Source organism: Azospirillum canadense (genome assembly GCF_025961225.1).
Classification (GTDB): Bacteria; Pseudomonadota; Alphaproteobacteria; order Azospirillales; family Azospirillaceae; genus Azospirillum; species Azospirillum canadense.
Map to the genome: position 1 here is coordinate 336,918 of NZ_JAOQNG010000007.1, position 24,582 is coordinate 361,499.

Below are 24,582 nucleotides of genomic sequence, written 5' to 3' on the forward strand. Positions count from 1 at the left end.
TCCCCAGGGGGCACCCATGCCGACCGACCTGAAGCCACGCGACGTCCTGAACCTCTACCCGCCGCACGGGGACACGATACCGTCCCTGCTGGCCTCCCGCCGCGCCACGGGGCCCGACCGGCCGGTCCTGCTGTTCGAAGGCCGGACCTGGAGCTACGCGCAGATCGACGAGACCAGCGGCCAGTTGGCCCGCGCGCTGGTGCTGCGCGGCATCCGCAAGGGCGACCGCGTCGGGCTGGTCTCGCCCAACAGCGACGTGTCGCTGCTGGTCTTCCTCGCCACGGCCAAGGTGGGCGCGGTCTTCGTGCCGATGAACCCCGGCCTGACCGACGCCGAGCTGTCCTACATCCTGAAACACTCCCGACCCACCGTCGTCGCCAGCCAGACCGCCGACCTGGAGCGGGTGGAGCGAATCACCGGCGCCTTCGCGGAGGTGCCCTGGCTGCTCCCGCTCGACGAAATCGGCGCCGCCGACCGGGATGTCGCCGCCATCACCGCGCGGATCGGGCGCTATGCGGGCGACAACGGCCCCATCGGCCTGCCCGAGCCGCTGCCCGACGACCCCGCCGTGGTGATCTACACCTCCGGCACCACAGGTTTTCCCAAGGGCGTGGTCCACAGCCAGAAGAACTACGTGTGGGCCGGGGAGGCCTTCGTGGAGCGCATGCACCTCCAGCCTTCCGACCGGCTTCTGACGGTGCTGCCCTTCTTCCACATCAACGCCCTCTTCTACTCCTGGGGCGGCGCGCTGGCGGCGGGGGCCGCGATGATCACCGCACCCCGCTTCAGCGCGTCGCGCCTGTGGCAGCTGGCAGCGGAGACCGGGGCCACGGTGTTCAACATCCTGGCGGCGCTCGGCAACATCCTGGCCAACCGGCCGCGCAGCGAGTTCGACCCCACCCACCGCATCACCAAGATCTACGGCGGCCCGATCAGTGCCGAGATGATGCGGGTCTTCCAGCAGGACTTCCACGTCCCCACCCTGATCGAAGGCTACGGGATGTCGGAAATCCCCGGCGCCTGCAACAACCCCTTCGAAGGGCCGCACAAGATCGGCAGCATCGGCCGGCCGGCGCGCCACCCGCGCTTCGACGACACCTTCGTCGAGCTGCGCGTCGACGACGACGACGGGCGCGAGGTGCCGGTCGGCGAAATGGGCGAGCTGCTGGTCAAGACGCCGATCATGGCGCTGCATTACCTCGACGATCCGGAACAGACGCGCGCGGCCATGCAGGACGGCTGGTTCCGCACCGGCGACTATGTCCGGCGCGACGAGGACGGCTATTTCTACTTCGTCGCCCGCAAGAGGGACATCATCCGCCGCCGCGGCGAGAACATCTCCGGCGCGGAACTCGACCGCATCCTGTCGGAGCATCCCGGCATCCTGGAGGCCGCGACCATCGGCGTGCCGTCGGAGTTGGGTGAGGAGGAGATCATGGCGGTGCTCGTCCCCCGCGACGATCCCCCGCCCGCCGAGACCATCGTCGAATGGTGCAATGGCCGGATGGCGGCAATGAAGATTCCGCGCTTCGTCGTCTACGTGAACGCGCTGCCGCACACCTCCTCCCACCGGGTGGAGAAGTACCGGCTGAAGCAGGACCCGTCGCTGCTCGCCCGCGCCTTCGACCGCGAACGCCACGCGGCGGCCTCGGCCCATTAAGCGCCCCCAAAACCAAAGAACGCCCAAAACAGCACCGGATCAAGGAGGAACGCCATGTCCCGCGAGACGCATCCCGGTTCCCGGCTCGGCCCAACACCGTCGGCGCATTCGGCAGCCAGCACGGAGACCAGCCAGCGCTGGCGCCAACTCGTTCTGGGCGTCATCGCGATGATGGCGATCTCCAGCCCGCAGTATGTCTGGGCGCTGTTCGTGCAGCCGATGCTGGGCAGCTTCAAGGTCTCCCTGTCGGCGCTCCAGGTGACCATCGCGCTGTTCAGCATCTTCCAATGCGGCTTCGGCCCGATGCACGGCTATCTGGCCGAGAAGTTCACGCCGCGCCAGTTCGCCACCGTCGGCGGCCTGTTCGTCGCGGCGAGCTGGATGTCGTCGGCCTACGTGACCAGCCTGCCGGTGCTCTATGTCACCTACGGCGTCCTCAGCGGCATCGGCACCGGCATGATCTACGTCGCCGCCGTCGAGCTGATGACCCAGTGGTTCCCGGACCGCCGCGGCTTCGCCATCGGCATGGTGGCCGGCAGCTACGGTTTCGGCGCCATCGTCACCACCTTCCCGATCGACATGGCCATCAAGTCGATGGGCTACCAGAACACGCTGCTGATCTTCGGCGCGATCCTCGGGGCGATCTGCGTGGTGACCGCGCAGGGCATGGCCCGGCCGCCCAAGGGCTACATGGCCGATTTCCGCGCCGCGGCCGAGGCGAAGATGGCGGGCCTGCGCAGCTACACCCCTCGGGAGATGCTGCGGACGCCGATCTTCTGGCTGCTGTTCGTCATGATGACGATGGTGGCGACGGGCGGCCTGATGGTCATCTCGCAGATCGGTGCCTTCGCCAAGGACTTCGGCATCACCAAGGACGTGATGGTGTTCGGCATGGCGGCGCTGCCGCTGGCGCTGACCGTCGACCGCGTCGCCAACGGGCTGACGCGCCCCTTCTTCGGCTGGGTGTCCGACCATCTGGGCCGTGAGAACACGATGGTCGTCGCCTTCGCGCTGGAGGGCCTGGCCATCCTGCTGCTGCTTAAGTTCGGCACCGACCCGCTGGCCTTCGTCCTGCTGACCGGCGTGGTATTCTTCGGCTGGGGCGAGATCTACTCCCTGTTCCCGTCGCTGCTCGGCGACCTGTTCGGCCCGCGCCACGCCGCGAACAACTTCGGCTTCCTGCTGATCGCGACGGCGGTGGGCTCCATCCTCGGCGGGCCTCTGGCGGCCTTCGTCTACGAGCAGACCCAGTCCTGGCCGCTGGTCTTCACGCTGGTCAGCGTGCTGGACTTCTGCACCGCGGCGCTCGCCCTGTGCGTCCTGAAGCCGATGCGCCGCATCTGGCTGGTCCGGCAGGACATCGCCCCGGCGGCGGCCGGCGCGACGGTCGTGCACTGACAGCCCTGTCTCCAATCGCCGTGCTTCCCGCGGGGTGGGGCTGGGAAACCCGCCCCGTGGCACCACTTCGACTGGGGAACGCGAGACCAGATGGGAAGCGACATGACCGTGAACGTGCTTGGAATTTCCGGAAGCCTGCGCCAGGGCTCCTACAACACGGCGCTGCTGCGCGCGGCCAAGGAGCTGGCTCCGCAAGGCATGACGATCGAGGAATTCGACCTCGCGCCCATCCCCTTCTACAACGACGACGTCCGCCTCCAGGGCTACCCGCCGAGCGTCGAGGACCTCCGCACCAGGATCCGGCAGGCCGACGCCCTGCTGTTCGTCACGCCCGAATACAACCGGTCCGTTCCGGGGGTGCTGAAGAACGCCATCGACTGGGCCTCCCGCGCGCCCGACCAGCCCTTCGACGACAAGCCGGTCGCCATCATGGGGGCGAGCATGAGCGCGCTCGGCACCGCCTTTGCCAACCATCACCTGCGGCAGATCCTGGTGTATCTGAACGCCCACATGCTGAACGGGCCGGAGGTTCTGGTCGGAGGTGCGGCGTCCAAGTTCGACGCGCAGGGTCGGCTGACCGACGAGGCCACCCGCGACTTCGTCCGCAACCACCTGATAGGCCTGAAACGCCTGACTCTGCGGCTGAAAGGCTGACCGGCCGCGGAGGGATCGAAACAAACGGCGACGGGGAGTGTTGTTGCACCGCAACCTGATCAATCGGTGACGACAGACCCATGACGATGTCTAAGAACAACAACGACAAGCCGACCTCCACCGCCGAAACCACGGTGATCTTCGCCCACGCGGGCTCGGCCGCCTACGCGACCATCATTCCCGCGAAGCCGGACGAGGCCGGCGACACCGAAACCCCGAAGCCGGACGAGGCCTGAGCCGGCAGGACACGGGGCGGCGCCACGCCGCCCCGCTTCCGACAAATCAAGACCTGAACCAGTTGAAGCAGCCGACCGGCAGCAACGCGTTGCTCACCAGCATGGCGCCATGCCGGTACAACGGCATAGGATTCCCGCCCGCGCCCAGGTCGATGGCCCAGAGCTGACCCGAGGGGTCGTTCCAGACGGTCCGTCCATCCACGGCGACCACAGCCTCCAGCACCGCGGGCAGCGTCGTGCCCGGTTTGAACAGCACCATCACCGTGGTAACGCCGGGCGGCGGCAGCGCCGCAGTGGGACCGGCAACCAGAACGGCCAAAGCCAGGGCGACCGGCGTGACGACCTTCCGCACCCCACCAGCGCCGCCATCGCTACCGCCGCGCCGCAGCCACCACCCCGCCGCCGCGACCGCCACGCCGAAAACGACGAACCACAGCAGGTCCCAGACCAGCTTGTTCTCCACGTCCATGCGGATGCGGTGGATGCCCAGGATCCAATGGGACAGCACGCCGTCGAGCATGTGCCAAGCGCCGAAGCCGATCAGAGCGTTGGCAAACAGCCGGCGGTCCGCCCCTGGTTCCGCGAAGACCCGGCGGCTGCGCCACAACAGCAGCAGGCCCCCCATCGCGATGACGTACATGAGCGCGTGAAACAGCCCGTCCGCCAGGATTTGGACGCGGATGTCCCGGAAGGCCGGAGCCTCCAGGCCGGTCAGCAGATGGTGCCATTGCAGCACCTGGTGCAGCAGAATCCCGTCGAAAAAGCCGCCCAGGCCGAAGCCCAACAGGTATCCGGCCCACGAAAGCCCGGACGGGACGGGCGTGGGCGACGGGTGTGTTGCGGAAGCGGCGGACATGGCCCGACAACTTCCACCGACGCCGGTTGGTTCCACCCGACGCCACGGGGCTGTGGCACCGGAAAAATGCGAAAGCCCCGACCGGCGGGGATCCGGTCGGGGCTCCAGGGGAAAAGGGGCGAGGCGTTACTTCTGGATGCCGAAGGCGTTCTGCTTGGCGAAGTTGCCGATGCCGGCGGCCAGGTTGTTGGCCTGGAACTGGTTGCCGCCGCCGAAGGGCACGCCGAGAGGACCGACCTTCGGGGTCTTCTGGATCACGGTGCCGTTCTGGACCGCGAGGTTGCCGACGCCGGCCGCGGTGTTGTTCATGTTGATGATGTTCGGGCCGCCGAGCAAGCCGCCACCCTTCTGCTTGGTGAAGGCGTTCTGCACCGCGACGTTGCCGACGCCCGCGGCGGTGTTGTTCAGGCTGGTGATGTTCTGCGCCATGGCCGGGGCGGACAGCAGGGCCAGCGTGGCGAAACCGGCGAGCAGCGAGGTGCGGATCATGGTGGTCTCCTGGGTGTGAGGCCAGGGCCCGCGCCCCGGCGTTGTCGATGACCAGACCCTACCCGCAGCCGCCCAGCCCGGCTGTGAGCCGGTCCACACCGGACGCGCAATTCATCACGACCATCGGAATCCACCGCCGGCCGAAATGGCAACGGGCGCCCAGGGTGGCTGGGCGCCCGTTCTTGCGTGCCGGCATCCGATGGTACGGTCACGCCCCGCCGGTTCGCACGCCGGTCAGGAAGCGCTCGACCTGGGCGTTGAGATCATCCGCCAGATGCGCCAGCTTCCCGGACGAGTCGAGCAGCCGCGCCGCGCCGTCCCCGGTTTCCGACGCCGCGTGCAGCACGTCCGCGATGGAGGACGACACCTCGTTGGTGCCCGCGGCGGCCTGCTGGACGTTCCGCGCGATTTCCATGGTGGCGGCGTTCTGCCCGTCGACCGCCTGGGCGATGGTGCCGACGATGCTGTTCACCTCGCCAATGGTGGCGGCGATGGTCTTGATCGCCTGCACCGCGTCGGCGGTCGCGGCCTGAATTTCGGTGATCTGCTGCGAGATGTCTCCCGTGGCCTTGGCCGTCTGGTTGGCCAGGCTCTTCACCTCGCTGGCCACCACGGCGAAGCCCTTGCCCGCCTCGCCGGCGCGCGCGGCCTCGATGGTGGCGTTCAACGCCAGCAGGTTGGTCTGGCCCGCGATGTCGTTGATGAGGTTCACGACGTCGCCGATCTGGTTGGCCTTGGACGACAGCCCGTCGACGATGGCGTTCGTGCCTTCCGCCTGCTCGGCCGCCTGCTTGGCCTTGCTGGTGCTATCGCTGATCTGGCGCCCGATCTCGGCGATGGAGACGGCCAGTTCCTCGGCGGCCGCGGCGACAGTCTGGACGTTGACCGACGCCTTTTCCGACGCCCCGGCCACGGTCGTCGCGCGGCGTTCGGTGTGGTCGGCGTTGGTGTTCAGCGCCTGGGCGAGCGTCCGCACCTCGCCCGAGGCGGCCGACACGCTGTCGACCACGCCCTTGACCTCGTTTTCGAACCGGTCCGCGAGCGCCGCCATCTCGGTCCGCTTGCGCGATTCCGCGGCCTGCTCGGCTTCGGCCTGACGACGACGGAAGGCATCGGCGTCCACCGCGTTCGCCTTGAACACTTCGACCGCGCCGGTGATCTGCCCGATTTCGTCCTTGGCGTCCGAATGCGGCAGCACGACGCTGAGATCGCCGCGCGCCAGCACGAGCATGGCGTCCGTCAGCCGGCGCAAGGGGCGCAGCGCGTTGACCGTCCACAGCCCGAAGCCGGCGCCCAACAGCAAGGCGACGGCGCAGAGCGACACCATGAGCGTCTGGAAGCCGCTCGCCACCGCGCGGGCGCGTGCCGCGATCGTCTGGTTCTTGCGCTCCTGGTGGTCGATGAAGGCATTGATGCGCCCCAGCCATTCGGTGAAGGCGGGACGGGCGTCGGTCATCAGCCCACGTTCGGCACCGGCGCTGTCGTTCGCCTTCTTCGCCGCGACCACCGCCTTGATCATGGGCAGGGTGCGCGCCTCCGTCTCCTTGATGGCGGCGAGCAGCGACCGCTCTTCCGGGTCGATGTCGGCCATCTGGGCGAACATCGCGTCCAAGGGTTTTGCCGAGTCCGCGTAGAAGGCCGCGAGGCGGTCGATGTCGGCCAGCACGCCGGCCAGCACGGCAGGATCGCCGGTCAGCACCACGTCGCGCAACGCGATGGCGCGGTCGTGCACGCTGCCGCGGAAATTGATGGCGTAACGCTGCTTGACGCTGTTCACGTCGTTGATGCGGTTGAGATCGGAGTCGATCTTCCGCACCTCGCGGACGCCGATGGCGGTGAGGCTGATCAGCAGCAGAAGCACCACACCGAACCCGAGAACCAGGCGTGTGCGTATGGTGGCGCGGTGAATGGAAAACATATCGGCCTAACACCGTTATGATGGGACAGTCGATAGTTTAGAATCAATATCGTTAATAATCCGTTCGTTATCGGCCGGTGTTTCAATGAAGGTTTGAAGTCCGTTTTGCGTCAGCAATTCCGGGTTGAGAAAAGCCGATCCCGGCGCGTTCCGGCGACGGTTGCGTTCTGTCTCATCGCCAAACGGCGGCGACTGTGCTTCGATGACACTCTCATGACGCTGATCGGTGGGTGAATAGATGCGCAGTTCTGCTGAGTCCGGACGCTGGCCGCTGCTGTCCGGTGCAGTTTTCCTTGCTTTCCTGGCCGGTTCGGCGATGGCGGCCGATCCCGTGCCGCAGAACGACCTGCTGAACGCCGAACTGTGGATGCAGCGCTCGGTCGAATACAAGGCCAACTCGCTCGCCGTCTATGCGCTGGCGAAGGTCCGGCTGGATCAGGCGCTGGCCGACAAGACCTGGACCGCGGCAACCGAGCAGACCGGCAATTACCAGGAGTTGCCGCCGGCCGTCGTGTTGGATTTGGACGAGACGGCGATGGACAATTCGGCTTATCAGGCCGGGCTGGCCGCCACCGGCGCCGACTTCTCGCCCAAGACCTGGGATGTCTGGGTGAAGGCGGAAAAGGCGACCGCGGTGCCGGGCGCCGTGGAGTTCACGCAGCATGCGGAATCGAAAGGCGTCAAGGTCTTCTACGTCACCAACCGCACCGCCGACCAGGAGGAGCCGACGCGCAAAAACGCCCAGGCGCTCGGCTTTCCCATGGGCGGAAACGTCGACACCTTCCTGATGTCGAAGGAAAAGCCGGACTGGGGCTCGGCCAAGAGCACCCGCCGCAGCTACGTCGCCAAAGACTATCGAATCCTGCTTCTGCTCGGCGACAATCTCGGTGACTTCAGCGACGCTTACAACGGCAGCGATGCCGAACGGCTGAAAGCCTTCGAGGAAGCGAAGGCGCATTTCGGGCGCGACTGGCTGATGCTGGCCAATCCCGGCTACGGATCCTTCGAAAGCGCGCCCTACGGGCACAACTTCAAATTGTCGGCCGACGAGAAGCGGTCGAAGAAGATCGGCGCGCTGGAGCCCTGGACGGTGCCGGCCCAGTAACGAACCGCGCGGGCCGGGGCGATCTCCTTGCCCCGGCCCGCGCGCGTTCTACGTTCCTGCCACGGCAATCGTACGGAGGGCTTCCCCATGGTTCGCCTTCCCCGTCTCCCGATCCTGGCCCTCTGCATGGCCGCTACGGCGTGCGCCTACGGGCGCGTCGTCTCCGACCTGCCGTCCTCGGCCTACACCGTGAGCGAGGTTGCCTACGCGGCGTCCGACCGCGACCTGCGCGTGGTCATCTACGGCAATCCCTTCGGCATGGATCCGCAGAGTTTCGGCCAGCTGGTCACCGACAACATGCAGAACCGGATCGTCGGCGTGAAGACCCGGTTCACCACCACGCCCAACGAGACCGCGAGGCCCGGCTACTGGGTGGCGTTGGCCTTCAACCCGTCCCAGACCATGCTGACTTCCTACGTGTGCAGCGGCCAACCGATCCCGACGCGCCCACCCGGCGGACCCATCGTGGTGCAGGGCGCCTTCTGCCGTGGAAGCGGCTTCGCAGGCCTGCTGTCCGGAGGCGCCCTGACCTCGGCGACCGGCTGGCTCGACAGCCCTCAGGGACCGACCGATCCGGGATTCAAATCGCTGATCAGCGACATGACCTTTTCGCTTTTCCCGACGGCAAACCAGGGAAGCGACCGAGGCCGGTGCACGGGCTGCTAAAGCGAATTTGCATTCGCTTTAGATTCATATGACCTCATGTGCCGGTCGGGCTTCGGCCGCACGTGCGACCGGGACCGCCGTCGCGGTCCAAAGCGGATCGCAATCCGCTTTAACGCTTGCCCTTACGCGCCCTGCTGCTTGATCCGCTTGCCGACGGAGCACTGGATCCGCTGCAGCTGGTACTTGGGATTGTCGTTGATCCACTTCGCGCCTTCGATCTGGCCGGCGATCGGGCAGCTGGACATGGTCAAGGGCTCGTCGTCCGGGATCATCGGACTCACCGTCCGGCATTGGGTTGGGTCGGACGCCAGGCAAAAAATCATCGACAGTGTGACGAACATCAAACGCTCCAACGTGCAACAGCACTCATGTGCCGACTCGGAATGGACCGGCGCACGCAAGCCGCATGCCACGCCCGCGCACAGCCTGCGCACGGGGGGCATCATGCCCCTCCACCAGCCGCCTAAAAATGAGTCAGGCCACATTGCTGCCGAATCATTAGGCATCAAAGGTTAACAATGCCTAAACGGTGTGGCCGTCCAATTCCGGCGGCCGAAGGTGGCTAGCCGGAAGAGCGGCGCACGGCCTCAGTGCGCTTGCGTTAGCCTGATACGGATGGCGCCCGCCGGAGGTTTCGACGCCAGAGGTCTCGACATGGACGAACCCATGGGCACGGATGCCCCCGCCGTGGCGCCGCCGGACGGCTGGGCATCGGGTGCGCGCGACGACGAGCACGACCATTCGTTCGAACGCGCGCCCGCGGAGATTCACGGCTGCGACGGCATGATCCTACTGCGCGGCATCGTTATCCGCCCCAGCCATGCGCTGTGGCGCACCGGCGTCGTCCACATCGCTTTTGTGCCGGACCGGAGCGTGACCGGTGTTTCAACGATCGTGCAAATCGTCGACGCCAACGCCCGCCTGTTCCCCATGCAGGAACGGCTGACGGTGCGGATCGCCGGTGCGGTGGATCGAACGCTGCGCCCGCTGGGCGTCGCCGTCACGGTCGAGGTGGCGCACCAAGCCGCAATCGTGACCACCAGCCGAACGCTCGGCATCTTCCGCAGCGACGCTGACCTGCGGCGCGAATTTCGCAGCCTGATTCACCAGCACCCGTGAGGGAGCCCCCTGGCGGAGGTCAGGCCGAGGGCTGTTCGCATTGCCACCGTCGGACGTTCCAGTTCGGATGCTCCATGAGCCAACGCACGACGTGGAAGTAGCCGCCGTGGGTGCAATCCATCGCCGTCGCGAAACGCTCGATCGAGGGTGGGCGTTCGATTGTGCATTGGTCCGGCTGTGCCGCCAGGCAAACCACCAAAACGAGTTCGAACATGGACGTCTATTCCTGAAATGATTGTGATTGATACCGCACTTCCCGCAAAGACTGCCAAAGCGGGTGAGTGTCGGGATCATTGCATCAACAGGCGCGGGCGCAGTTTGCCAACTGCATATCGCGATATAGATCGCCTTCAAAGATCGACCATAATTTCGCGCTGCTGTGCAGCAAAAATTGCTGCTCCGCACAATGATCGCGCGGCACTGAAAAGAAATACGACGAAAAAATGAATTTCAAAGGATTCGCGATTTACCACCTATTCGTGATCATACCCGGCGCAAATTGTCAGGATTGCCCCTCTGGCCGTTTTCTATTTCAGCAACGTCTTGACGAAAACGCCGCCCCAACATAGCATTAAGTCCTAATTTGGCGCCGATCATTCTGAGCTTTCAATTCGGAATGAGACGTTTTGCGCGACAAAACCGCTGTGCATTCAGTCCCACGACCATAAGAACGAACCCATCGGTCTCTGGGTACCCATTGGTTATTGGGTAACAATAAGGGCCACCACGGGAGGAAGCGTCATGAAGGTCTTGTCTCGATGGCTTCTGGCGTCAGTCGCTGTACTCGCAGCCGGTTCCGCCTCTGCGAACGACAGCATTCTTAAAAACCAGGCGAACCCCAACAACTGGGCGTCCCAGCTCGGCAACTACGCCGGGCAACGGTACAGCCCGCTCGAACAGATCAACACAAACAACGTCAAGAACATGCAAGTCGCATGGTCGTTCTCGACCGGCGTCCTGCGCGGCCATGAAGGGGGGCCGATCGTCGTCGGGGACGTAATGTACATTCACACGCCGTTCCCGAACAAGGTCTTTGCGTTGGACCTGAACAATCCCGGGCGCGTGATCTGGAAGTATGAATCCGTCCAGGATCCGACCGTGATCCCGATCATGTGCTGCGACACGGTCAACCGCGGCGTCGCCGTCGCGGACGGCAAGGTGTTCCTGGCGCAGGCGGACAACACGTTGGTCGCACTGGACGCGAACACCGGCAAGGAGATCTGGAAAGCCAAGAACGGCGATCACACCAAGGGCGAATCGCTGACGGCGGCCCCGCTGGTCGTGAAGGACAAGGTCTTCGTCGGCATCAGCGGCGGCGAGTTCGGCGTGCGCGGCCACCTGACCGCCTACGACACGAACACTGGCAAGATGGTCTGGCGGGCCTTCTCCACCGGCCCCGACGCGGACGTGAAGATCGACCCGTCGAAGACGACGATGATGGGCAAGCCCATCGGCCAGAAGGACCTCGGCGTTTCCACATGGCCGGGCGAGGAGTGGAAGCGGGGCGGCGGGACGACGTGGGGCTGGTACACCTACGATCCCGAACTGAACCTCATCTACTACGGCACCGGCAACCCCGGCACCTGGAACCCGACGCAGCGCGCCGTCGACAAGGACCGGAGCAAGAGCGACAACAAATGGTCGATGACCATCTTCGCCCGTGACCCCGACACCGGCGAGGCGAAGTGGGTCTACCAGAAGACGCCGTTCGACGAGTGGGACTTTGACGGCGTGAACGAAAACATCCTGGCCAACATCAACATGAACGGCCAGCAGCGCAAGGTCCTGGTCAACTTCGACCGCAACGGCTTCGCCTACACGCTCGACCGGGCGACCGGCGAACTGCTCGTCGCGCAGAAGTTCGATCCGACGGTCAACTGGGCAACCGACGTCGACATGAAGACCGGGCGTCCGAACGTCGTCGACAAATACAGCACCTTCGCCAACGGCGAGGACAAGAACACCACCGCGGTCTGCCCGGCGGCGCTGGGCAGCAAGGACCAGCAGCCGGCGTCCTTCTCGCCGGACACCGGCCTGTTCTATGTCCCGACGAACCACATCTGCATGGACTACGAGCCCTTCTCGGTCTCCTACACGGCCGGGCAAGCCTACGTCGGATCGACCGTGTCCATGTACCCGACGCCGAACTCCCACGGCGGCATGGGCAACTTCATCGCCTGGGACGCGGCGGCCGGCAAGATCGTCTGGTCGCGGCCGGAGCGGTTCGCGGTGTGGAGCGGCGCCCTGTCGACCAAGGGCGGCGTCGCCTACTACGGCACGCTGGAAGGCTACCTCGTCGCCGTCGACATGAAGGACGGCAAGGAGCTGTGGCGGTTCAAGACGCCGTCCGGCATCATCGGCAACATCAACACCTACACCCACAACGGCAAGCAGTATGTGGCCGTTCTCTCGGGTGTCGGCGGCTGGGCGGGCATCGGCCTTGCCGCGGGCCTGACCCAGGAAGCCGGGGCCCAGGCGTGGCACAACGCGGTCCATCCCGGCCATGCCGAAGGAACGGGGGTGGCCACGGCCGGCCTCGGAGCGGTCGGCGCCCACCAGTCGCTGGGCGAGTACACCCAGCTCGGCGGCGTCCTGACGGTGTTCCACGTTCCGGACCAGAAGTGATCGGCAAACTGCCCCCGGTGCGACAACGCACCGGGGGCTTTGCTTTTTCGCCTTCCGATTGCGACCTGATCCGAGCAAGGAATTCCATGTTGATGAAGCGCAGATTTGGTATTTTGACCGGCATCCTCGCGGCGGGCATCGGCGCGCTTGCCTGCGCCACCGCCTTCGCGGAGGACGACGCGCCCGTCACCCCCGACGGAACGCCGGCCTACATCGTCAAGGACGGTCAGGTGGACAAGGGGACCTACAACGGTTACCGGCGGTTCCACGCGACCTGCCACGTGTGCCACGGCTTCGACGCGTCGGGATCGTCCTTCGCCCCCAGTCTGGCGGACTCGCTGAAGCGCCTGAGCTATGACGACTTCAAGGAGGTCGTCGTCAACGGCCGCCAGAACCAGGGCGCCACCGGCGACAAGGTGATGCCGTCCTTCGGCCTGGACCCGAACATCATGAACAACCTGGACGACATCTACCGCTACCTGAAGGCACGGGCGGACGGCGCGCTGCCCGGAGGACGCCCGCAACGCATCGGCGGCTGAAGTCTTGACGGCTGAAGTTCTGGCGACCGACCTGGGGAAGGCCAATGGCACATCCAGCGACACGCATTTGCATGGCGGCTCTTCTGGCGGGCGCCGCGACTTCCCCGGCGTTCGCCGTCGAGGTGACGGAGCGCGAGGCCGTGCGCGTCTGCGCCGACGGGAACCTGCTGCCCTTTTCCAACGAGAAGATGGAGGGGTTTGAGAACGAGATCGCCCGGCTCATCGGCGAGGATTTGAAAAGGCCGGTGACCTACACCTGGTGGCCCCAGACCATCGGCTTCGTCCGCAACACTCTGGGCTCCCGGAAATGCGACCTCGTGATGGGCACGGCGTCCGGCGAAGAGCTGATGCAGAACACCAATCCCTATTACCGCACCGTCTACGCCCTGGTCTACCGCACCAAATCCGGCATCCGGGCGGAGTCCGTGGGCGATCCCGCGCTGAAGGACGCCCGCATCGGCGTGGTGGAGCGGACGCCGGCCGTGAACCTCCTGCGCCGCTACGGCCTCACCAAGACCGAGCCATACCAGCTCAACACCGACACGCGCGTGAACAACCCGGCCCGCGACGCCATCGAGGACGTGGCGACCGGGAAGACCGACGCGGCGGTGATCTGGGGGCCGATCGCCGGCTACTTCGCGGCCCAGCAGTCGGAACCGCTGACCGTCGTGCCGCTGATGAAGGAACCGGCGGCCGCCCACCTTCAGTTCAACATCTCCATGGGCATCCGCGGCGACGAGCCGGAATGGAAGCACTGGCTGAACGATTTCATCAAGCGCCGCCAGGACGACATCGACCGCATCCTGCTGCGCTATCACGTGCCGATTATCGGCCCGGACGGGACGCTGAAGGCCGCCGACGCGTCGGCGCCGCCCGGCTACCGCATGGACAATTACCGCGCGCCGACGCCGGCCGGCCTGTCCGGCGCGTCCACCGTGACGTTGGGGGAATTGCGCGGGCTGATCGAACGCCATCCGGACACGCGGCTGGTCGACGTGATGCCGATGCCGCCGCGCCCGGCGGACCGTGCGCCGCCGGCCGTGTGGGCGCCCCCGCCCCGCCGCAGCCTGCCGGGCGCGGTCTGGCTGCCCAACGTCGGCTACGGCACCCTGTCCGCCGACCAGGAACGCTATTTCCGCGCCGGGCTGGATGCCATGAGCAAGGCGGAGCGCCCACCGAAGCTGGTCTTCTTCTGCGAGCCGGACTGCTGGATGTCGTGGAACGCGGCCAAGCGCGCCGTGGAATGGGGTTATAGCAACGTCTATTGGTACGCCGACGGCGCGACCCGCTGGCAGGAGGCGGGCTACGCGCTGGAGACGGTGCAGCCCTTCGCCGGCGGCGCGTCGAATTGACCTTTAAAAGAGGCACTGGTCAATCCAATCGGGCGGCGATCTCCCGCGCGATGCGGCCGGCCTTCTGCTCCAGCTGGACCGGCTGGTCGCAGAGCGCCGACTGGTAGCGCCGCCGCTCGTCGAGGATGCGCCGCCGCCACGCGATCTCCTCCCTCAACGGTGCCGCTTCCGGCGCGTCGGCCGGCAGTTCCTGCAAGCGGGTCAACGCCTTGTCAATGCTGTCCAGCAGTTCGCGCTGCTGGTGGGCGTAGCGGTGGATGGCGGCGATCGCAGCACCACGGTCGCGGTTGAGCGCGTCGAACGCCCCGGCGAACAGAGCGGTCAGGGTCGCGTTGCGGTCCGGTCCCAGGCCGTCGGCGAAGCGGTCGATGGCCTCCTCTTCCTGCTCGGCCTCGGTCCGGCGGTTGAGGATGCGCTTCAGCACCGGCTCGACGCCGGGGATGTCGCGCCAATCGTCCGTTTTTCCGTCGATGGCATCGCCGGACCAGATCTGGCCGGGCGACAGCGTCGGAACCAGGATTTGAACGCAGGGCCAGTCCGGATCGCGCTCGGCCGCCTGGGCCAAGGCCGGCGCCAGGGCGAGGAATGCGGCGGCGAGGAGAGTGGTGCGGTGACGCATGACCGGATTCTGATCGAGGACCGCAGGCTTGCCCATCCGCGCATTCGGATAAGCTCGACCAATAAGGCAGGGGCTTCATGAGGATTTGCGTCGCCGCCTTCATCGTCCTGGCAGTGCCGTTCGCACCGGCCATGGCCGACGCGCCGCCCAAGGTGCTCGTCTTCGAGCTGGAACTGGTGGACACCAGCCAGGAGGGGCAGCAGCCGGACCATCCCGGGCGCCTGGAACGGGTGACCGCGCTGCTGCGCGACGGGCTGAAGGAGGGCGGGCGCTACGCGGTGACCGCTGTGCGCGACAGCGCCGTCGCGGCGGAGGTTCCGCCGTCGCTCCAGTCCTGCAACGGCTGCGAGGTCGACCTGGGGCGGCGGGCGGGCGCGGACATCGTGGTGACGGGATTCATCCATAAGATCAGCACCCTGATCCTGAACATCCAGATTACAATGCGCCGTGTCAGCACCAACGACATCGTCGCCGTCGGAAACGCGGACATCCGCGGCGACAACGAGCGGTCGTGGCGGCGCGGCGTCGAATGGCTGCTGCGCCATCGTCTTATGACCGCCGAAGAGCCCTGAACAACGCCGAGGCGGGGGAGCTTCGCCCCTGCCCATTGCGGGGAGGAGGATGGCTTGGCCGACGACGCACTGCTGTCTTATGTGCCGTACCGGCCGGCGGCGAGCCGCACCCGGTATTACGACATCACGCTCCGCGACTATGTCGACCAGTTCAAGATCGGGGTCTGGGAGCGGGAGAAGGGGCGCACGCAGCGCGTCCGCATCAACGTCACGCTGACGCTGCCCTGGCCAGATCAGTCCATGACGGACAATCTGGACGAGGTGCTGTCCTACGATTTCCTGATCGACGGCATCCGCGCGCTGCGCGACGGCGAGCATGTGCACCTCGTTGAAACGCTGGGCGACCGCATCCTCGCCTTGTGCTTTTCGATCCCGGAGGTGACCAAGGCGCGCGTCCAGGTGGAGAAGCTGGACGTGGTGCCGGAATCCGGCGGCGTGGGCGTGGTCATCGAGCGTTCCCGAGCTGACGGGGCATGAAGGGGGGCTCATGAGCAGCGCCCCGCTGTGGGTCGTGAAGCTGGGCGGCAGCCTGTGGCGCGCCCCGGAGTTGCGCCGCTGGCTTGAAATCCTGGCGGCGGCGCGGCGCGTTCGGGTCGTGATCGTCCCGGGCGGCGGCCCCTTCGCCGACGCCGTGCGCGAGGCCCAACCGGCGCTCGGCTTCGGCGACCGCGCGGCGCACCGCATGGCCCTGCTGGCGATGGAGCAGTACGGCACCGCGCTGGCTGATTTGGAACCACGGCTGAACCCCGCCCGCACCATCGCCGATCTGCGCGGCCAACCCAGCCCGACCGTTTGGATGCCGCTCCCCCTGGCGGAAAGCGCCGATGTCGCCGAAAGCTGGGACGTCACGTCGGACACGCTGGCGGTCTGGCTGGCCGGCGCGCTCGCCGCCTCCTGCGCGGTGCTGGTCAAGTCCGCCCCCTTGCCGGACGGAGCCTCGCCCGTGCACGGCCTCGTCGCGGACGGCGTCGTCGACCCGGCGTTGCCGGACCGGATGGCCCGCTTCGACGGGACCGTCTGGTGCGTGTCGCGGGACGAACACCGGCGGTTCGCGGAGGCGCTGGACCAGGGCAGCCCCTGCGGCACCCGCCTGACCGGTGATCCCAATGCCTGACACGCCAGGGCATGTCCTGCTGCTGACGGGCGAGTTGGCCGAACCGCGCCTGCGCCGCGTGCTCGCCGCGCTGGAACCGTTGGAGTTTCGGACCACGGTCGTCAACCTCGGCATCAAGGTCGCGGCGCTCGCGACGACCGAGATCGTGCTGCGCCGCCTCTCCTCGACACAAGGCGCCGACCGCGTCCTTCTGCCGGGGCGGTTCCGCGGCGACCTCGACCGGCTGTCGGCGCATTTCGGCGTGCCGTTCGAGCGTGGCCCCGACGAGCTGGAAGACCTGCCCCAGCATTTCCGTCGGCAGGCCGCCCCGCTCGACCTCAGCCGCTACCACACGAAAATCTTCGCGGAGATCGTCGAGGCGCCGCTGCTCGACGTGCCGGCCATCCTGGAGCGCGCCGCCCGGTTCCGGGCGGACGGGGCCGACGTGATCGACCTCGGCGGGCTGCCCGACCACCCTTTCCCACATCTGGAAGACGCGGTGACGGCGCTGCGCGACGCCGGCCACACGGTCAGCGTGGATTCCCTGGAGCCGAGGGAGCTTCTGCGCGGTGCATCCGCGGGCGCTTCCTACCTGCTGAGCCTGACGGAGACAACCGCCTGGGTCGCGCGCGAAACCGACGCGGTGCCCGTCGTCATCCCGACCACGCCGGACGACCTGCCGTCCCTCTACCGCGCGCTGGAGGCGATCGGCGCGGAAGGCCGGCGCTGCATCGCCGACCCGATCCTGGAGCCGATCCATTACGGCTTCACCGACTCCCTGCTCCGCTACCGCGAGGTTCGGGCGCGCTATCCGGAGTTGGAGATCCTGATGGGCATCGGCAACGTGACCGAACTGACCGACGCCGACACGCCCGGCATGAACGCGCTGCTGATGGGCATCATTTCCGAACTGCGGATCGACCATGTCCTGGCCGTGCAGGTCAGCCCCCATTGCCGCCGGACCATCCGGGAGTTCGACGCGGCGCGCCGCCAGTTCTTCGCCGCCAAGGAAGCCGGCGCCCTGCCCCGCAACGTCGGTGACGCCCTGCTCTGCCTGCGCGACCGCAAGCCCTTCGTCAGCACGCCGGAGCAGGTCGCGGATCTCGCCACGAAAATCCGCGACCCGAACTACCGGATCGAAGTGACGGAGCAAGGCATCCACCTCTACAACCGCGACGGCCACCACGTGGCCGACGACCCCTTCGCCCTGTTCCCGCACATCGACACCCGCGGCGATGCGGGCCACGCCTTCTACCTGGGGGCGGAATTGGCGCGCGCGCAGATCGCCTGGCAGCTCGGCAAGCGCTACAGCCAGGACAACGCGCTGCGCTGGGGCGTGGCGGTCGATGCGCCGGACGAGGATCCGTCCGGGTTCCACGCCGTTGGCACGACCAAAGCCGGGAGCCGAAAGCCGTGAGCTTCATCCGCGAGACGATCATCACCAGCTGCGATGCGATTGGTGCCGTCCACGTCGCCCCCATGGGCGCCACGGTGACGGAGGGCGGCTACATCCTGGCGCCGTTCCGCCCGTCGCGCACGCTCGACAACCTGCTCGCCACGCGCTGCGCGGTGGTAAATTTCGCTGACGACGTCCGGGTGTTCGCCGGCTGCGTCACCGGGTGTCGGCGCGACTGGCCGACCGTCCCGGCGGAGCGCATCCGCGGCGCGGTCCTCGCCGGTGCGTTGGCGCACGAGGAGGTGGAGGTTGTCGCCGTCGAAGACGACGGCCAGCGCCCGCGCCTGCATTGCCGGCCGGTGCACCTCGTCACCCACCACCCGTTCCGCGGCTTCAACCGGGCGCAGGCGGCGGTGGTCGAAGGGGCGATCCTGGTCAGCCGCCTGCACCTCCTGCCGCCCGAGAAGATCGACCGCGAGATCGAGTACCTGTCCATCGCCGTCGGCAAGACCGCCGGCCCCGTGGAACTGGAGGCCTGGGGCTGGCTGCTCGACCGCATCGCCCAGCACCGGGCGGGCGCGGAGAGTGCCGCATGACCCGCCTGCTGGCGAGCGTCGCCAACCTGGATGAACTGGCGCTCGCCGCACAGGGCGGTGCGGACATCCTGGATTTGAAGGACCCCCGGAGCGGCGCGCTCGGCGCCTGGGCGCTGGACGACATCGCCCGCGCCGTGGATATGACCCGATCCTGCCCCGTCCACCCGCCACAAAATCTGCCACTGAGCGCAACCGTCGGCGATCTGCCGATGGAGCCCGCGGCGGTGGCGGACCGCGTGGCGCGGACCTGGGCCTGTGGCGTGGATTACGTGAAGATCGGTCTGGTCCCATCCGGCGACCCGGCCGGCTGCTTGGCCGCGCTGGCGCCCGACGCGCGGCGGGGCGCGCGGATCGTCGCGGTGCTGTTCGCCGATTTTTGGGATAATGCCAACCAACCGCTTCCCGACATCGCGCGGGCGGGCTTCGCCGGGGCCATGCTCGACACCGCCGGCAAGGGCTCCGGCGGCTTGCTGCGGCACAAGGACATCGGCCAGCTGGCGCGCTTCGTGGAGCAGGCGCGCGCCCTCAACCTGCTCACCGGGCTGGCCGGTTCACTGGCTGTGGGGGACATACCGGCGCTGCTGCCGCTCGGCCCCGATTACCTGGGCTTCCGCACGGCCCTGTGCGCCGGTGCGGACCGGGGCGGCGCGCTGGACCCGGCCGCCCTGGCCGCCGTCCGCTCCGCCGTCCCGACCCACGCCGGCTGATCAGGCCGTTACTGCCCGGAGCCCTGCTTCGGCGGGCCGGAGTTGTTGCCGCCCTGCGACACCGAGCCGCCACCGATGGCGCCCTGCCGCTGCCCAGCCAGGGAGTTGTCCGGCAACGCGCCGGTGCCGCCCGTAGCGCCGCCCGAAGAGCCGGACGTCGCCGCCCCCGAGCTGTTGCCCGTGGAGCCGGCCCCCGGTGAGCCATAGGTCGTGGTTCCCGAGGATCCGGACGTTCCGCTCTGCCCGCCACCGCCTTGGGTCACCGCGCCACCGACGGTTCCCTGCCGCTGTCCGGCCAGGGAATTGTCCGGCAGGGCGCCGGTCGATGGGCTTGCGCCCTGGCTGCCCGAGCTTTGGGACCCGGAATTCTGGGGCATCGTGCCGCCCGTGGACTGGGCCGATGCCGGAAGCGCGAACGTGGCTGCGGCCAGGGCCAGCAACGATGCGCCAGCCGCAATCTGCAGGTGTTTCATCGGACATTTCCTCCGGTTTGGTGGTGGGAGGCCCGGTGCACGAACCTCATCAACAACCAACCGTCGAAACGCCCGCTCGTCCCCCCGCCGTGACCCACCGGGCCACGGCGAGGAGGGGGTGCCTTCACCGCTCGTCCTTGGCGCTGCGGTTCTCGCGGGACGCTTCGCCCATGTGGCCGATCTCGTCCTTCGCCTTCTCGTCCCGGCCGGCGTCCTGCGGCTGGTCCTTCTTGAAGGCCTGCTTGTCGCCGAGGACGCTCTTCTCGCCGCGGGGCTGCTTCTGGCCCTTGTCGGATGTTCCGGTCATGACGGTTCCTCCACTCATGCCCGCCCGGCGGGATGACCGGACGGTCTTCTGATCCGTCAACCGGAGGGCGCCCGCGCGGTTCCGCCTCCCGGCCCCGTCACCCCTGTTCCGCGGGGCCGCCCCGGCGCGCCCAGAAGCCACGTCCGGGATCGTAGGCGAGGATCGCACCCCCCAGGAAAAGGACCAGGCAGGCCGCCACGGCGAGGAAGGCCGTGGCGTTGAATTGCAGGTACAGCGCGAAACGGATCAGCTCGACCGCTTGCGTGAAGGGGTTGATCCCGGCGATCCAGGCCAGGGTTGGGCTGCCCTCGCGGATGCGCCACAGCGGGTAGAGCGCGGAGGAGGCGAAGAACATCGGGAAGATGACGAAGTTCATCACGCCCGCGAAATTCTCCAGCTGCCGGATGAAGGACGACAGCAGCAGGCCCAGCGCCCCCAGCATCAGCCCGCTCAGCACCAGGGCCGGCAGTACAGCGAGGTAGCCGAGCGGCGGTGGCTGCACCTCCCAGAACCAGGCAATGGCGAAGAAGACGTAGGCCTGGGCGATGGACACCAGCACGCCGGCCAGCAGCTTGCACACCAGCAGGTACCAGCGCGGCAGCGGGCTGACCAGCAGGGTCTTCATGCTGCCCATCTCCCGGTCGTAGACCATGGACAACGAGCTTTGCATCCCGTTGAACAGCTGGATCATGCCCACCAGCCCCGGCGTCACGTAATCCTCGTAAAGGATGTAGGTCTCGTAGGGCGGGATGATCGACAGGCCGAGCACCGCGCGGAATCCCACCGCGAAGATGGCCAGCCAGACCAGCGGCCGCACCAGGGCGGCGAAGAAGCGTTCGCGCTGGTGCACGAAGCGCAGCCCTTCGCGGATGATCACCGCGCGCAGGCAGCGCCAGTAGAGCGATGCGGTCATTGCCCCGTCCCCTTTTGGGTCGCCCTTTCCGTCAGGCGGGCGAAGGCTGGGCCCAGGGCCGGGGCGCCGGCGGCGGCGCACACCTCGTCCACCAGCCCCTCGGCCAGCACCCGCCCGCGGTGCAGGACCACCACGCCGTCGCCATCCCGCGCCTCGTCGATGAGGTGGGTCGCCCACAGCACAGCCAAGCCACGCTCCCGGCAGAGGTCGTGCACATGGTCGAGCACCTGCCGGCGCAGTTCGATGTCCAGCCCCACCGTCGGCTCGTCGAGCAGAAGCAGGCTCGGCTGGTGGAGCAGCGCGCGGGCGATCTCCACCCGCCGCCGCTGCCCGCCGGACAGGGTGCGCACGCGCTCGTCCCCACGCTCCAACAGGCCGATGCGCGTCAACTCCTCCGCCGCGCGCTGCTCGATGACGGCCGGCGCTAGGCCGTGCAGGCCGCCGTGGTAGCGCAGGTTCTGCAGGACGGTCAGGTCCGGGTCGAGCGTCGGCTGTTGGAACACCACCCCGATGCGCGCCAGCGCCTGGGTTGGTTGCCGGCGCATGTCGAAGCCGAACACCCGGATGCTGCCCCGGCGGGTGTTGTAGATCCGCGTGATCAGCGAAAAGAGCGTGGTCTTGCCGGCGCCGTTGAGCCCCAGCAGCACGGCGAACCGCCCCGCCGGGATGCCGAAGGACACGTCATCCAGGACCGTCCGGTTTCCGAAGCTGTGGCTCAACCCCTCCACCGCCAGCACCGGCTCCGCGACGGTGCCTGACATGGCACGCTGGTCGGGCGGAGCGGTTTCGTAACAGGCCATGTCACCCCCCAATCGCGATGAAACCCTCTCCCCCCTGGGGAGAGGGGAGGGTGAGGGGGTCCCGCGACTTTGGTACGTCCGGCGCAAGCGCAACCCCCTCACCCTAACCCTCTCCCCGCTTTCAGCGGACCAAAGGTCCGCCTGTCGCGTCAGCGCAAACTTCGTTTGCGCGTGAGCGGAGGGGAGAGGGAACAATGGCTGCACACTACGGCTTCACGATCACGCCCCACGGGGCGCCGCCGACCGAGACGGACTTCACGACCCGGCCGCGCTCCAGATCCATCACCGACATGTCGTTGCTGACGCCATTCGTCGTGTAGAGGCGCTTCTCGTCCGGGGACAGGGCGAGGTTCCAGACGCGCTGGCCGACGAGGTGGTAGCGCTTGACCTCGAAGGTCTTGGCGTCGATCTCGGCCACCCGGTTGGCGGGGCCGAGGGCGACAAAGGCCCGCTGCTCGTCGCTGGTGATCTGGATGCCGACGGGCTGGATCGCCTCGCGCGGGACGCCCTGGACGGCGAAGGTGATCTTGTGGACGACCTTGCGCGACGCGGTGTCGATGATGCTGACGGTCCCGCCGACCTCCGACGACACCCAGACGAACTTTCCATCTCCGGTGAAGCGCGCGACACGGGGACGGGCGTCGACCAGCACGTTGTCGACGATCTGGTGCGACTCCGTGTCGATGAAATGCGCCATGTTCGTCGTCTCGGACGTGTTCACCAGGAACTTGCCGTCCGGGCTGATGCCCATGCCTTCCGGCTCCACCCCCACCTGGATCTCGCCGACGATCTTCTTCGTCTCGGTGTCGACCACCGAGACCATGTTGTCGTCCTCGTTGGCGACGTAGAGCAGACGCCCCTTCGGATCGAGCACGAACAGCTCCGGATCGGGACCGGACGGCAGCCGGTCGACCACCTTCTGGGTCGCCACGTCGATCACGTCGATGCGGTTGTCGTCGCCGACGCAGACGAAGATCTGCGTCATGTCCCGGTTGAAGGTGATGCCGCGCGGCCGGCGCCCGACCTTGATGGTGGCGAGCACCTGCATCTTGCCGCCGTCCACCACGGAGACGGTGTTGCTCTTCTCGTTGGAGACAAAAATCGTATCCGCCTGCGCGGACGGCGCAATCATAAAGCCCAGCAGCGCTAACAGGCCCAAGCGGGCCGCCCCTCCATCAAACGACATGCGTGTCCTCCCGTTGTCGGCCCGCTTGGCAAGGCCTTGTGTTTACTGGCTGTGTTCACTGGCTTCGCTTGCAGCGGCTCTCCGGCCGGTCGTCGCCGAGCGTGTCGAGTTCCGAGTATTGGTGCAGAAACCCCGCCTGCGGTGACACCGAGACGAGCACCCGCGGCCCGGCGAGCAGCACGGGTTGGCGGAGCTGCCCGTCCCAATCGCGGAAGCTCAGCCCCTGCCCCTTGAAGGCCGGCAAGGTGAAGTCGGGGCCGCGCACGAAGGCGGCGAGCGCCGCGGGATCGGCCGACTTGGTGCGCGTCGCCGCCTCCCCCACCGCGCGGACGGCCATCCAGGCGGTGTAGTCGCGCGGGCGCATCCAGCGGCCGGCCTGCCGTTCGAAGCGGCTGTGCAGCTGCGTCGCCCCCCACTGCTCGTTCACGCGCGACCACGCCGTGGGTACGAGCCCATGGGTGCCGACGACCGGGCGGGGAAGCCACGTCTGGTAGAGGAGATACTCGCCGAACCCGTCCGCCTCGTCGGCGACGACCAGCACGTCGTGCTCGGGCGCTTGCGTGAAGGTCAGGATTTCCGACTGCACCGTCACATGGCCGGTGTCGACGCGGCGGTTGGCGTCCTCGAACGCCCAGCGCTTCTCCTCCACGATCTTGGCGCGGTAGCGCTTGGCGGCGGCGCGGATCGCGTCGGCGTAGGCGGCGTCCTCCGGCGTGCGGCCGACCACCAGCAGCCAGTTCATCCACTTGCGCGACACCAGATACTGGGACAGCGCGTCGGCCAGCATCCGGCGGCTGGGCGTCACGTGCAGCAGGTTGGTGCGGCAGCGTTCGTTACGCAGGTCGTCGTCCGGCGCGCGGGTGTTGAAGACCAGCATGTCGCGCGCCTCCGGCGCCGCAGCAGCGGCGAGCAGCGCGTCCTCCCTCAGATCGGCGACCAGCAGCCGGACGCCCTGGCCGGCTAGGTCGCGGACGGCGTCCTCTACGCGACCATCCTCCGGCACGACCGCCTCAACCAGTTCGAAGCGCTGGTTGAGGAAGCGCCCGGTCGTGTTGTTGTCGGCAATGGCGAGGCGGGCTCCCTGCACCCCTTCGTCCTCCGACACCGGTTCGAGGAAGGTCTGGGGGATCCGTGGCTCCTCCGCGCGGGTCAGGTAGCCGATGCGGATCACCATCGGCCCGGCGCCGGGATCAGCCGCCCGGGCTGGGCCGCCAAGCAGGAGGACTCCGGCGACGATCAGAAGGGAGGCGATCCTCATACAGACCCTCCGGCGCGGTCGGCAGCATCGCCGCGTTCTTGCGAG

At 67.4% G+C, this 24,582-nt stretch carries 28 protein-coding genes; 16 read left to right on the plus strand and 12 right to left on the minus strand.

All coding sequences use genetic code 11. From position 1 onward, the window contains the following. Positions 1-16 precede the first annotated feature (16 nt). The 4 genes from M2351_RS29310 to M2351_RS29325 all read left to right on the plus strand — a co-directional run bounded on the left by M2351_RS29310 (position 17) and on the right by M2351_RS29325 (position 3,948). Positions 17-1,660 carry a class I adenylate-forming enzyme family protein gene (locus tag M2351_RS29310; RefSeq protein WP_264659560.1) on the plus strand — a complete coding sequence of 548 codons (1,644 nt, stop codon included), beginning with the start codon at positions 17-19 and terminating at the stop codon, positions 1,658-1,660. A gap of 54 nt (positions 1,661-1,714) precedes the next feature. Then, on the plus strand, positions 1,715-3,058 hold the full coding sequence (gene oxlT, locus M2351_RS29315) for an oxalate/formate MFS antiporter (RefSeq protein WP_264659561.1): 1,344 nt from the start codon (positions 1,715-1,717) through the stop codon (positions 3,056-3,058). A 102-nt stretch (positions 3,059-3,160) separates the two neighbouring features. After that, the gene (locus tag M2351_RS29320; RefSeq protein ID WP_319801941.1) at positions 3,161-3,712 is read left to right on the plus strand and encodes an NADPH-dependent FMN reductase; all 552 of its coding nucleotides are present in this window, start codon (positions 3,161-3,163) and stop codon (positions 3,710-3,712) included. Between the two features lie 80 nt (positions 3,713-3,792). Beyond that, a complete protein-coding gene (locus M2351_RS29325; protein ID WP_264659563.1) occupies positions 3,793-3,948 on the plus strand; it encodes a hypothetical protein in 156 nt (51 codons plus the stop codon). A 46-nt stretch (positions 3,949-3,994) separates the two neighbouring features. On the opposite strand, the gene M2351_RS29330 is transcribed toward M2351_RS29325, so the two are convergent. The 3 genes from M2351_RS29330 to M2351_RS29340 all read right to left on the minus strand — a co-directional run bounded on the left by M2351_RS29330 (position 3,995) and on the right by M2351_RS29340 (position 7,211). After that, on the minus strand, positions 3,995-4,804 hold the full coding sequence (locus M2351_RS29330; RefSeq protein WP_264659564.1) for a DUF2243 domain-containing protein: 810 nt from the start codon (positions 4,802-4,804) through the stop codon (positions 3,995-3,997). 126 nt (positions 4,805-4,930) lie between these two features. Beyond that, positions 4,931-5,293 carry a hypothetical protein gene (locus tag M2351_RS29335; RefSeq protein WP_264656434.1) on the minus strand — a complete coding sequence of 121 codons (363 nt, stop codon included), beginning with the start codon at positions 5,291-5,293 and terminating at the stop codon, positions 4,931-4,933. Positions 5,294-5,501: 208 nt separating this feature from the next. Beyond that, complete coding sequence (locus tag M2351_RS29340; RefSeq protein ID WP_264659565.1) at positions 5,502-7,211, minus strand: methyl-accepting chemotaxis protein; 1,710 nt, start codon at positions 7,209-7,211, stop codon at positions 5,502-5,504. Positions 7,212-7,449: 238 nt separating this feature from the next. On the opposite strand from M2351_RS29340, the gene M2351_RS29345 reads away from it, so the two are divergent. Beyond that, positions 7,450-8,316, plus strand: a complete 867-nt coding sequence (locus tag M2351_RS29345) for a 5'-nucleotidase, lipoprotein e(P4) family (protein ID WP_264659566.1) — start codon at positions 7,450-7,452, stop codon at positions 8,314-8,316. A gap of 87 nt (positions 8,317-8,403) precedes the next feature. Continuing rightward, positions 8,404-8,982 (plus strand): hypothetical protein, encoded by a 579-nt coding sequence (locus tag M2351_RS29350; protein ID WP_264659567.1) that lies wholly within the window; start codon positions 8,404-8,406, stop codon positions 8,980-8,982. A gap of 122 nt (positions 8,983-9,104) precedes the next feature. Here M2351_RS29350 and M2351_RS29355 read toward each other — a convergent pair whose 3' ends face one another. After that, positions 9,105-9,323 carry a hypothetical protein gene (locus M2351_RS29355; protein ID WP_264659568.1) on the minus strand — a complete coding sequence of 73 codons (219 nt, stop codon included), beginning with the start codon at positions 9,321-9,323 and terminating at the stop codon, positions 9,105-9,107. 313 nt (positions 9,324-9,636) lie between these two features. On the opposite strand from M2351_RS29355, the gene M2351_RS29360 reads away from it, so the two are divergent. Beyond that, positions 9,637-10,101, plus strand: coding sequence for a GTP cyclohydrolase I (locus tag M2351_RS29360; protein ID WP_264659569.1), 465 nt, complete (start codon positions 9,637-9,639; stop codon positions 10,099-10,101). Positions 10,102-10,120: 19 nt separating this feature from the next. Here the strand turns inward: M2351_RS29360 and M2351_RS29365 are convergent, their stop codons facing one another. After that, a complete protein-coding gene (locus M2351_RS29365; RefSeq protein ID WP_264659570.1) occupies positions 10,121-10,315 on the minus strand; it encodes a hypothetical protein in 195 nt (64 codons plus the stop codon). Between the two features lie 527 nt (positions 10,316-10,842). Between M2351_RS29365 and M2351_RS29370 the strand changes: the two genes are divergently transcribed. From M2351_RS29370 to M2351_RS29380, 3 genes are all read left to right on the plus strand, one after another. Beyond that, positions 10,843-12,726, plus strand: coding sequence for a methanol/ethanol family PQQ-dependent dehydrogenase (locus M2351_RS29370; RefSeq protein ID WP_264659571.1), 1,884 nt, complete (start codon positions 10,843-10,845; stop codon positions 12,724-12,726). Positions 12,727-12,818: 92 nt separating this feature from the next. Then, the gene (locus M2351_RS29375; RefSeq protein ID WP_264659572.1) at positions 12,819-13,265 is read left to right on the plus strand and encodes a c-type cytochrome; all 447 of its coding nucleotides are present in this window, start codon (positions 12,819-12,821) and stop codon (positions 13,263-13,265) included. A 71-nt stretch (positions 13,266-13,336) separates the two neighbouring features. After that, on the plus strand, positions 13,337-14,617 hold the full coding sequence (locus M2351_RS29380) for a quinoprotein dehydrogenase-associated putative ABC transporter substrate-binding protein (protein ID WP_264659573.1): 1,281 nt from the start codon (positions 13,337-13,339) through the stop codon (positions 14,615-14,617). A 19-nt stretch (positions 14,618-14,636) separates the two neighbouring features. Here the strand turns inward: M2351_RS29380 and M2351_RS29385 are convergent, their stop codons facing one another. Then, a complete protein-coding gene (locus tag M2351_RS29385) occupies positions 14,637-15,236 on the minus strand; it encodes a hypothetical protein (protein ID WP_264659574.1) in 600 nt (199 codons plus the stop codon). A 77-nt stretch (positions 15,237-15,313) separates the two neighbouring features. Between M2351_RS29385 and M2351_RS29390 the strand changes: the two genes are divergently transcribed. Genes M2351_RS29390 through M2351_RS29415 form a run of 6 tightly spaced genes read left to right on the plus strand, consistent with a single transcriptional unit; the run spans position 15,314 to position 19,600 of the window. Continuing rightward, positions 15,314-15,808, plus strand: a complete 495-nt coding sequence (locus tag M2351_RS29390) for a DUF3280 domain-containing protein (protein WP_264659575.1) — start codon at positions 15,314-15,316, stop codon at positions 15,806-15,808. A 54-nt stretch (positions 15,809-15,862) separates the two neighbouring features. After that, complete coding sequence (locus tag M2351_RS29395) at positions 15,863-16,285, plus strand: dihydroneopterin aldolase (protein ID WP_264659576.1); 423 nt, start codon at positions 15,863-15,865, stop codon at positions 16,283-16,285. A 10-nt stretch (positions 16,286-16,295) separates the two neighbouring features. Continuing rightward, the gene (locus tag M2351_RS29400; protein WP_264659577.1) at positions 16,296-16,922 is read left to right on the plus strand and encodes an amino acid kinase family protein; all 627 of its coding nucleotides are present in this window, start codon (positions 16,296-16,298) and stop codon (positions 16,920-16,922) included. Next, a complete protein-coding gene (locus M2351_RS29405) occupies positions 16,915-18,318 on the plus strand; it encodes a DUF6513 domain-containing protein (protein WP_264659578.1) in 1,404 nt (467 codons plus the stop codon). Before M2351_RS29400 ends, M2351_RS29405 begins: the two co-directional genes overlap by 8 nt. Further along, positions 18,315-18,893: a DUF447 domain-containing protein gene (locus tag M2351_RS29410; protein WP_264659579.1), complete on the plus strand. Its 579-nt coding sequence runs from the start codon at positions 18,315-18,317 to the stop codon at positions 18,891-18,893. The genes M2351_RS29405 and M2351_RS29410 overlap by 4 nt, the downstream gene beginning before the upstream one ends. Next, positions 18,890-19,600 carry a (5-formylfuran-3-yl)methyl phosphate synthase gene (locus M2351_RS29415; RefSeq protein ID WP_264659580.1) on the plus strand — a complete coding sequence of 237 codons (711 nt, stop codon included), beginning with the start codon at positions 18,890-18,892 and terminating at the stop codon, positions 19,598-19,600. The genes M2351_RS29410 and M2351_RS29415 overlap by 4 nt, the downstream gene beginning before the upstream one ends. Positions 19,601-19,608: 8 nt before the next feature. Here M2351_RS29415 and M2351_RS29420 read toward each other — a convergent pair whose 3' ends face one another. The 6 genes from M2351_RS29420 to M2351_RS29445 form a co-directional block, all read right to left on the minus strand. Continuing rightward, positions 19,609-20,073, minus strand: a complete 465-nt coding sequence (locus M2351_RS29420) for a hypothetical protein (RefSeq protein WP_264659581.1) — start codon at positions 20,071-20,073, stop codon at positions 19,609-19,611. A gap of 124 nt (positions 20,074-20,197) precedes the next feature. Next, complete coding sequence (locus tag M2351_RS29425; protein ID WP_264659582.1) at positions 20,198-20,380, minus strand: hypothetical protein; 183 nt, start codon at positions 20,378-20,380, stop codon at positions 20,198-20,200. Between the two features lie 97 nt (positions 20,381-20,477). Further along, positions 20,478-21,293 carry an ABC transporter permease gene (locus tag M2351_RS29430; RefSeq protein ID WP_264659583.1) on the minus strand — a complete coding sequence of 272 codons (816 nt, stop codon included), beginning with the start codon at positions 21,291-21,293 and terminating at the stop codon, positions 20,478-20,480. Then, positions 21,290-22,093 carry an ABC transporter ATP-binding protein gene (locus M2351_RS29435; RefSeq protein WP_264659584.1) on the minus strand — a complete coding sequence of 268 codons (804 nt, stop codon included), beginning with the start codon at positions 22,091-22,093 and terminating at the stop codon, positions 21,290-21,292. Before M2351_RS29435 ends, M2351_RS29430 begins: the two co-directional genes overlap by 4 nt. A 205-nt stretch (positions 22,094-22,298) precedes the next feature. Continuing rightward, positions 22,299-23,279, minus strand: coding sequence for a PQQ-dependent catabolism-associated beta-propeller protein (locus M2351_RS29440; RefSeq protein ID WP_264659585.1), 981 nt, complete (start codon positions 23,277-23,279; stop codon positions 22,299-22,301). A 55-nt stretch (positions 23,280-23,334) separates the two neighbouring features. Beyond that, positions 23,335-24,537 (minus strand): ABC transporter substrate-binding protein, encoded by a 1,203-nt coding sequence (locus M2351_RS29445; RefSeq protein ID WP_264659586.1) that lies wholly within the window; start codon positions 24,535-24,537, stop codon positions 23,335-23,337. Positions 24,538-24,582: the final 45 nt, after the last annotated feature.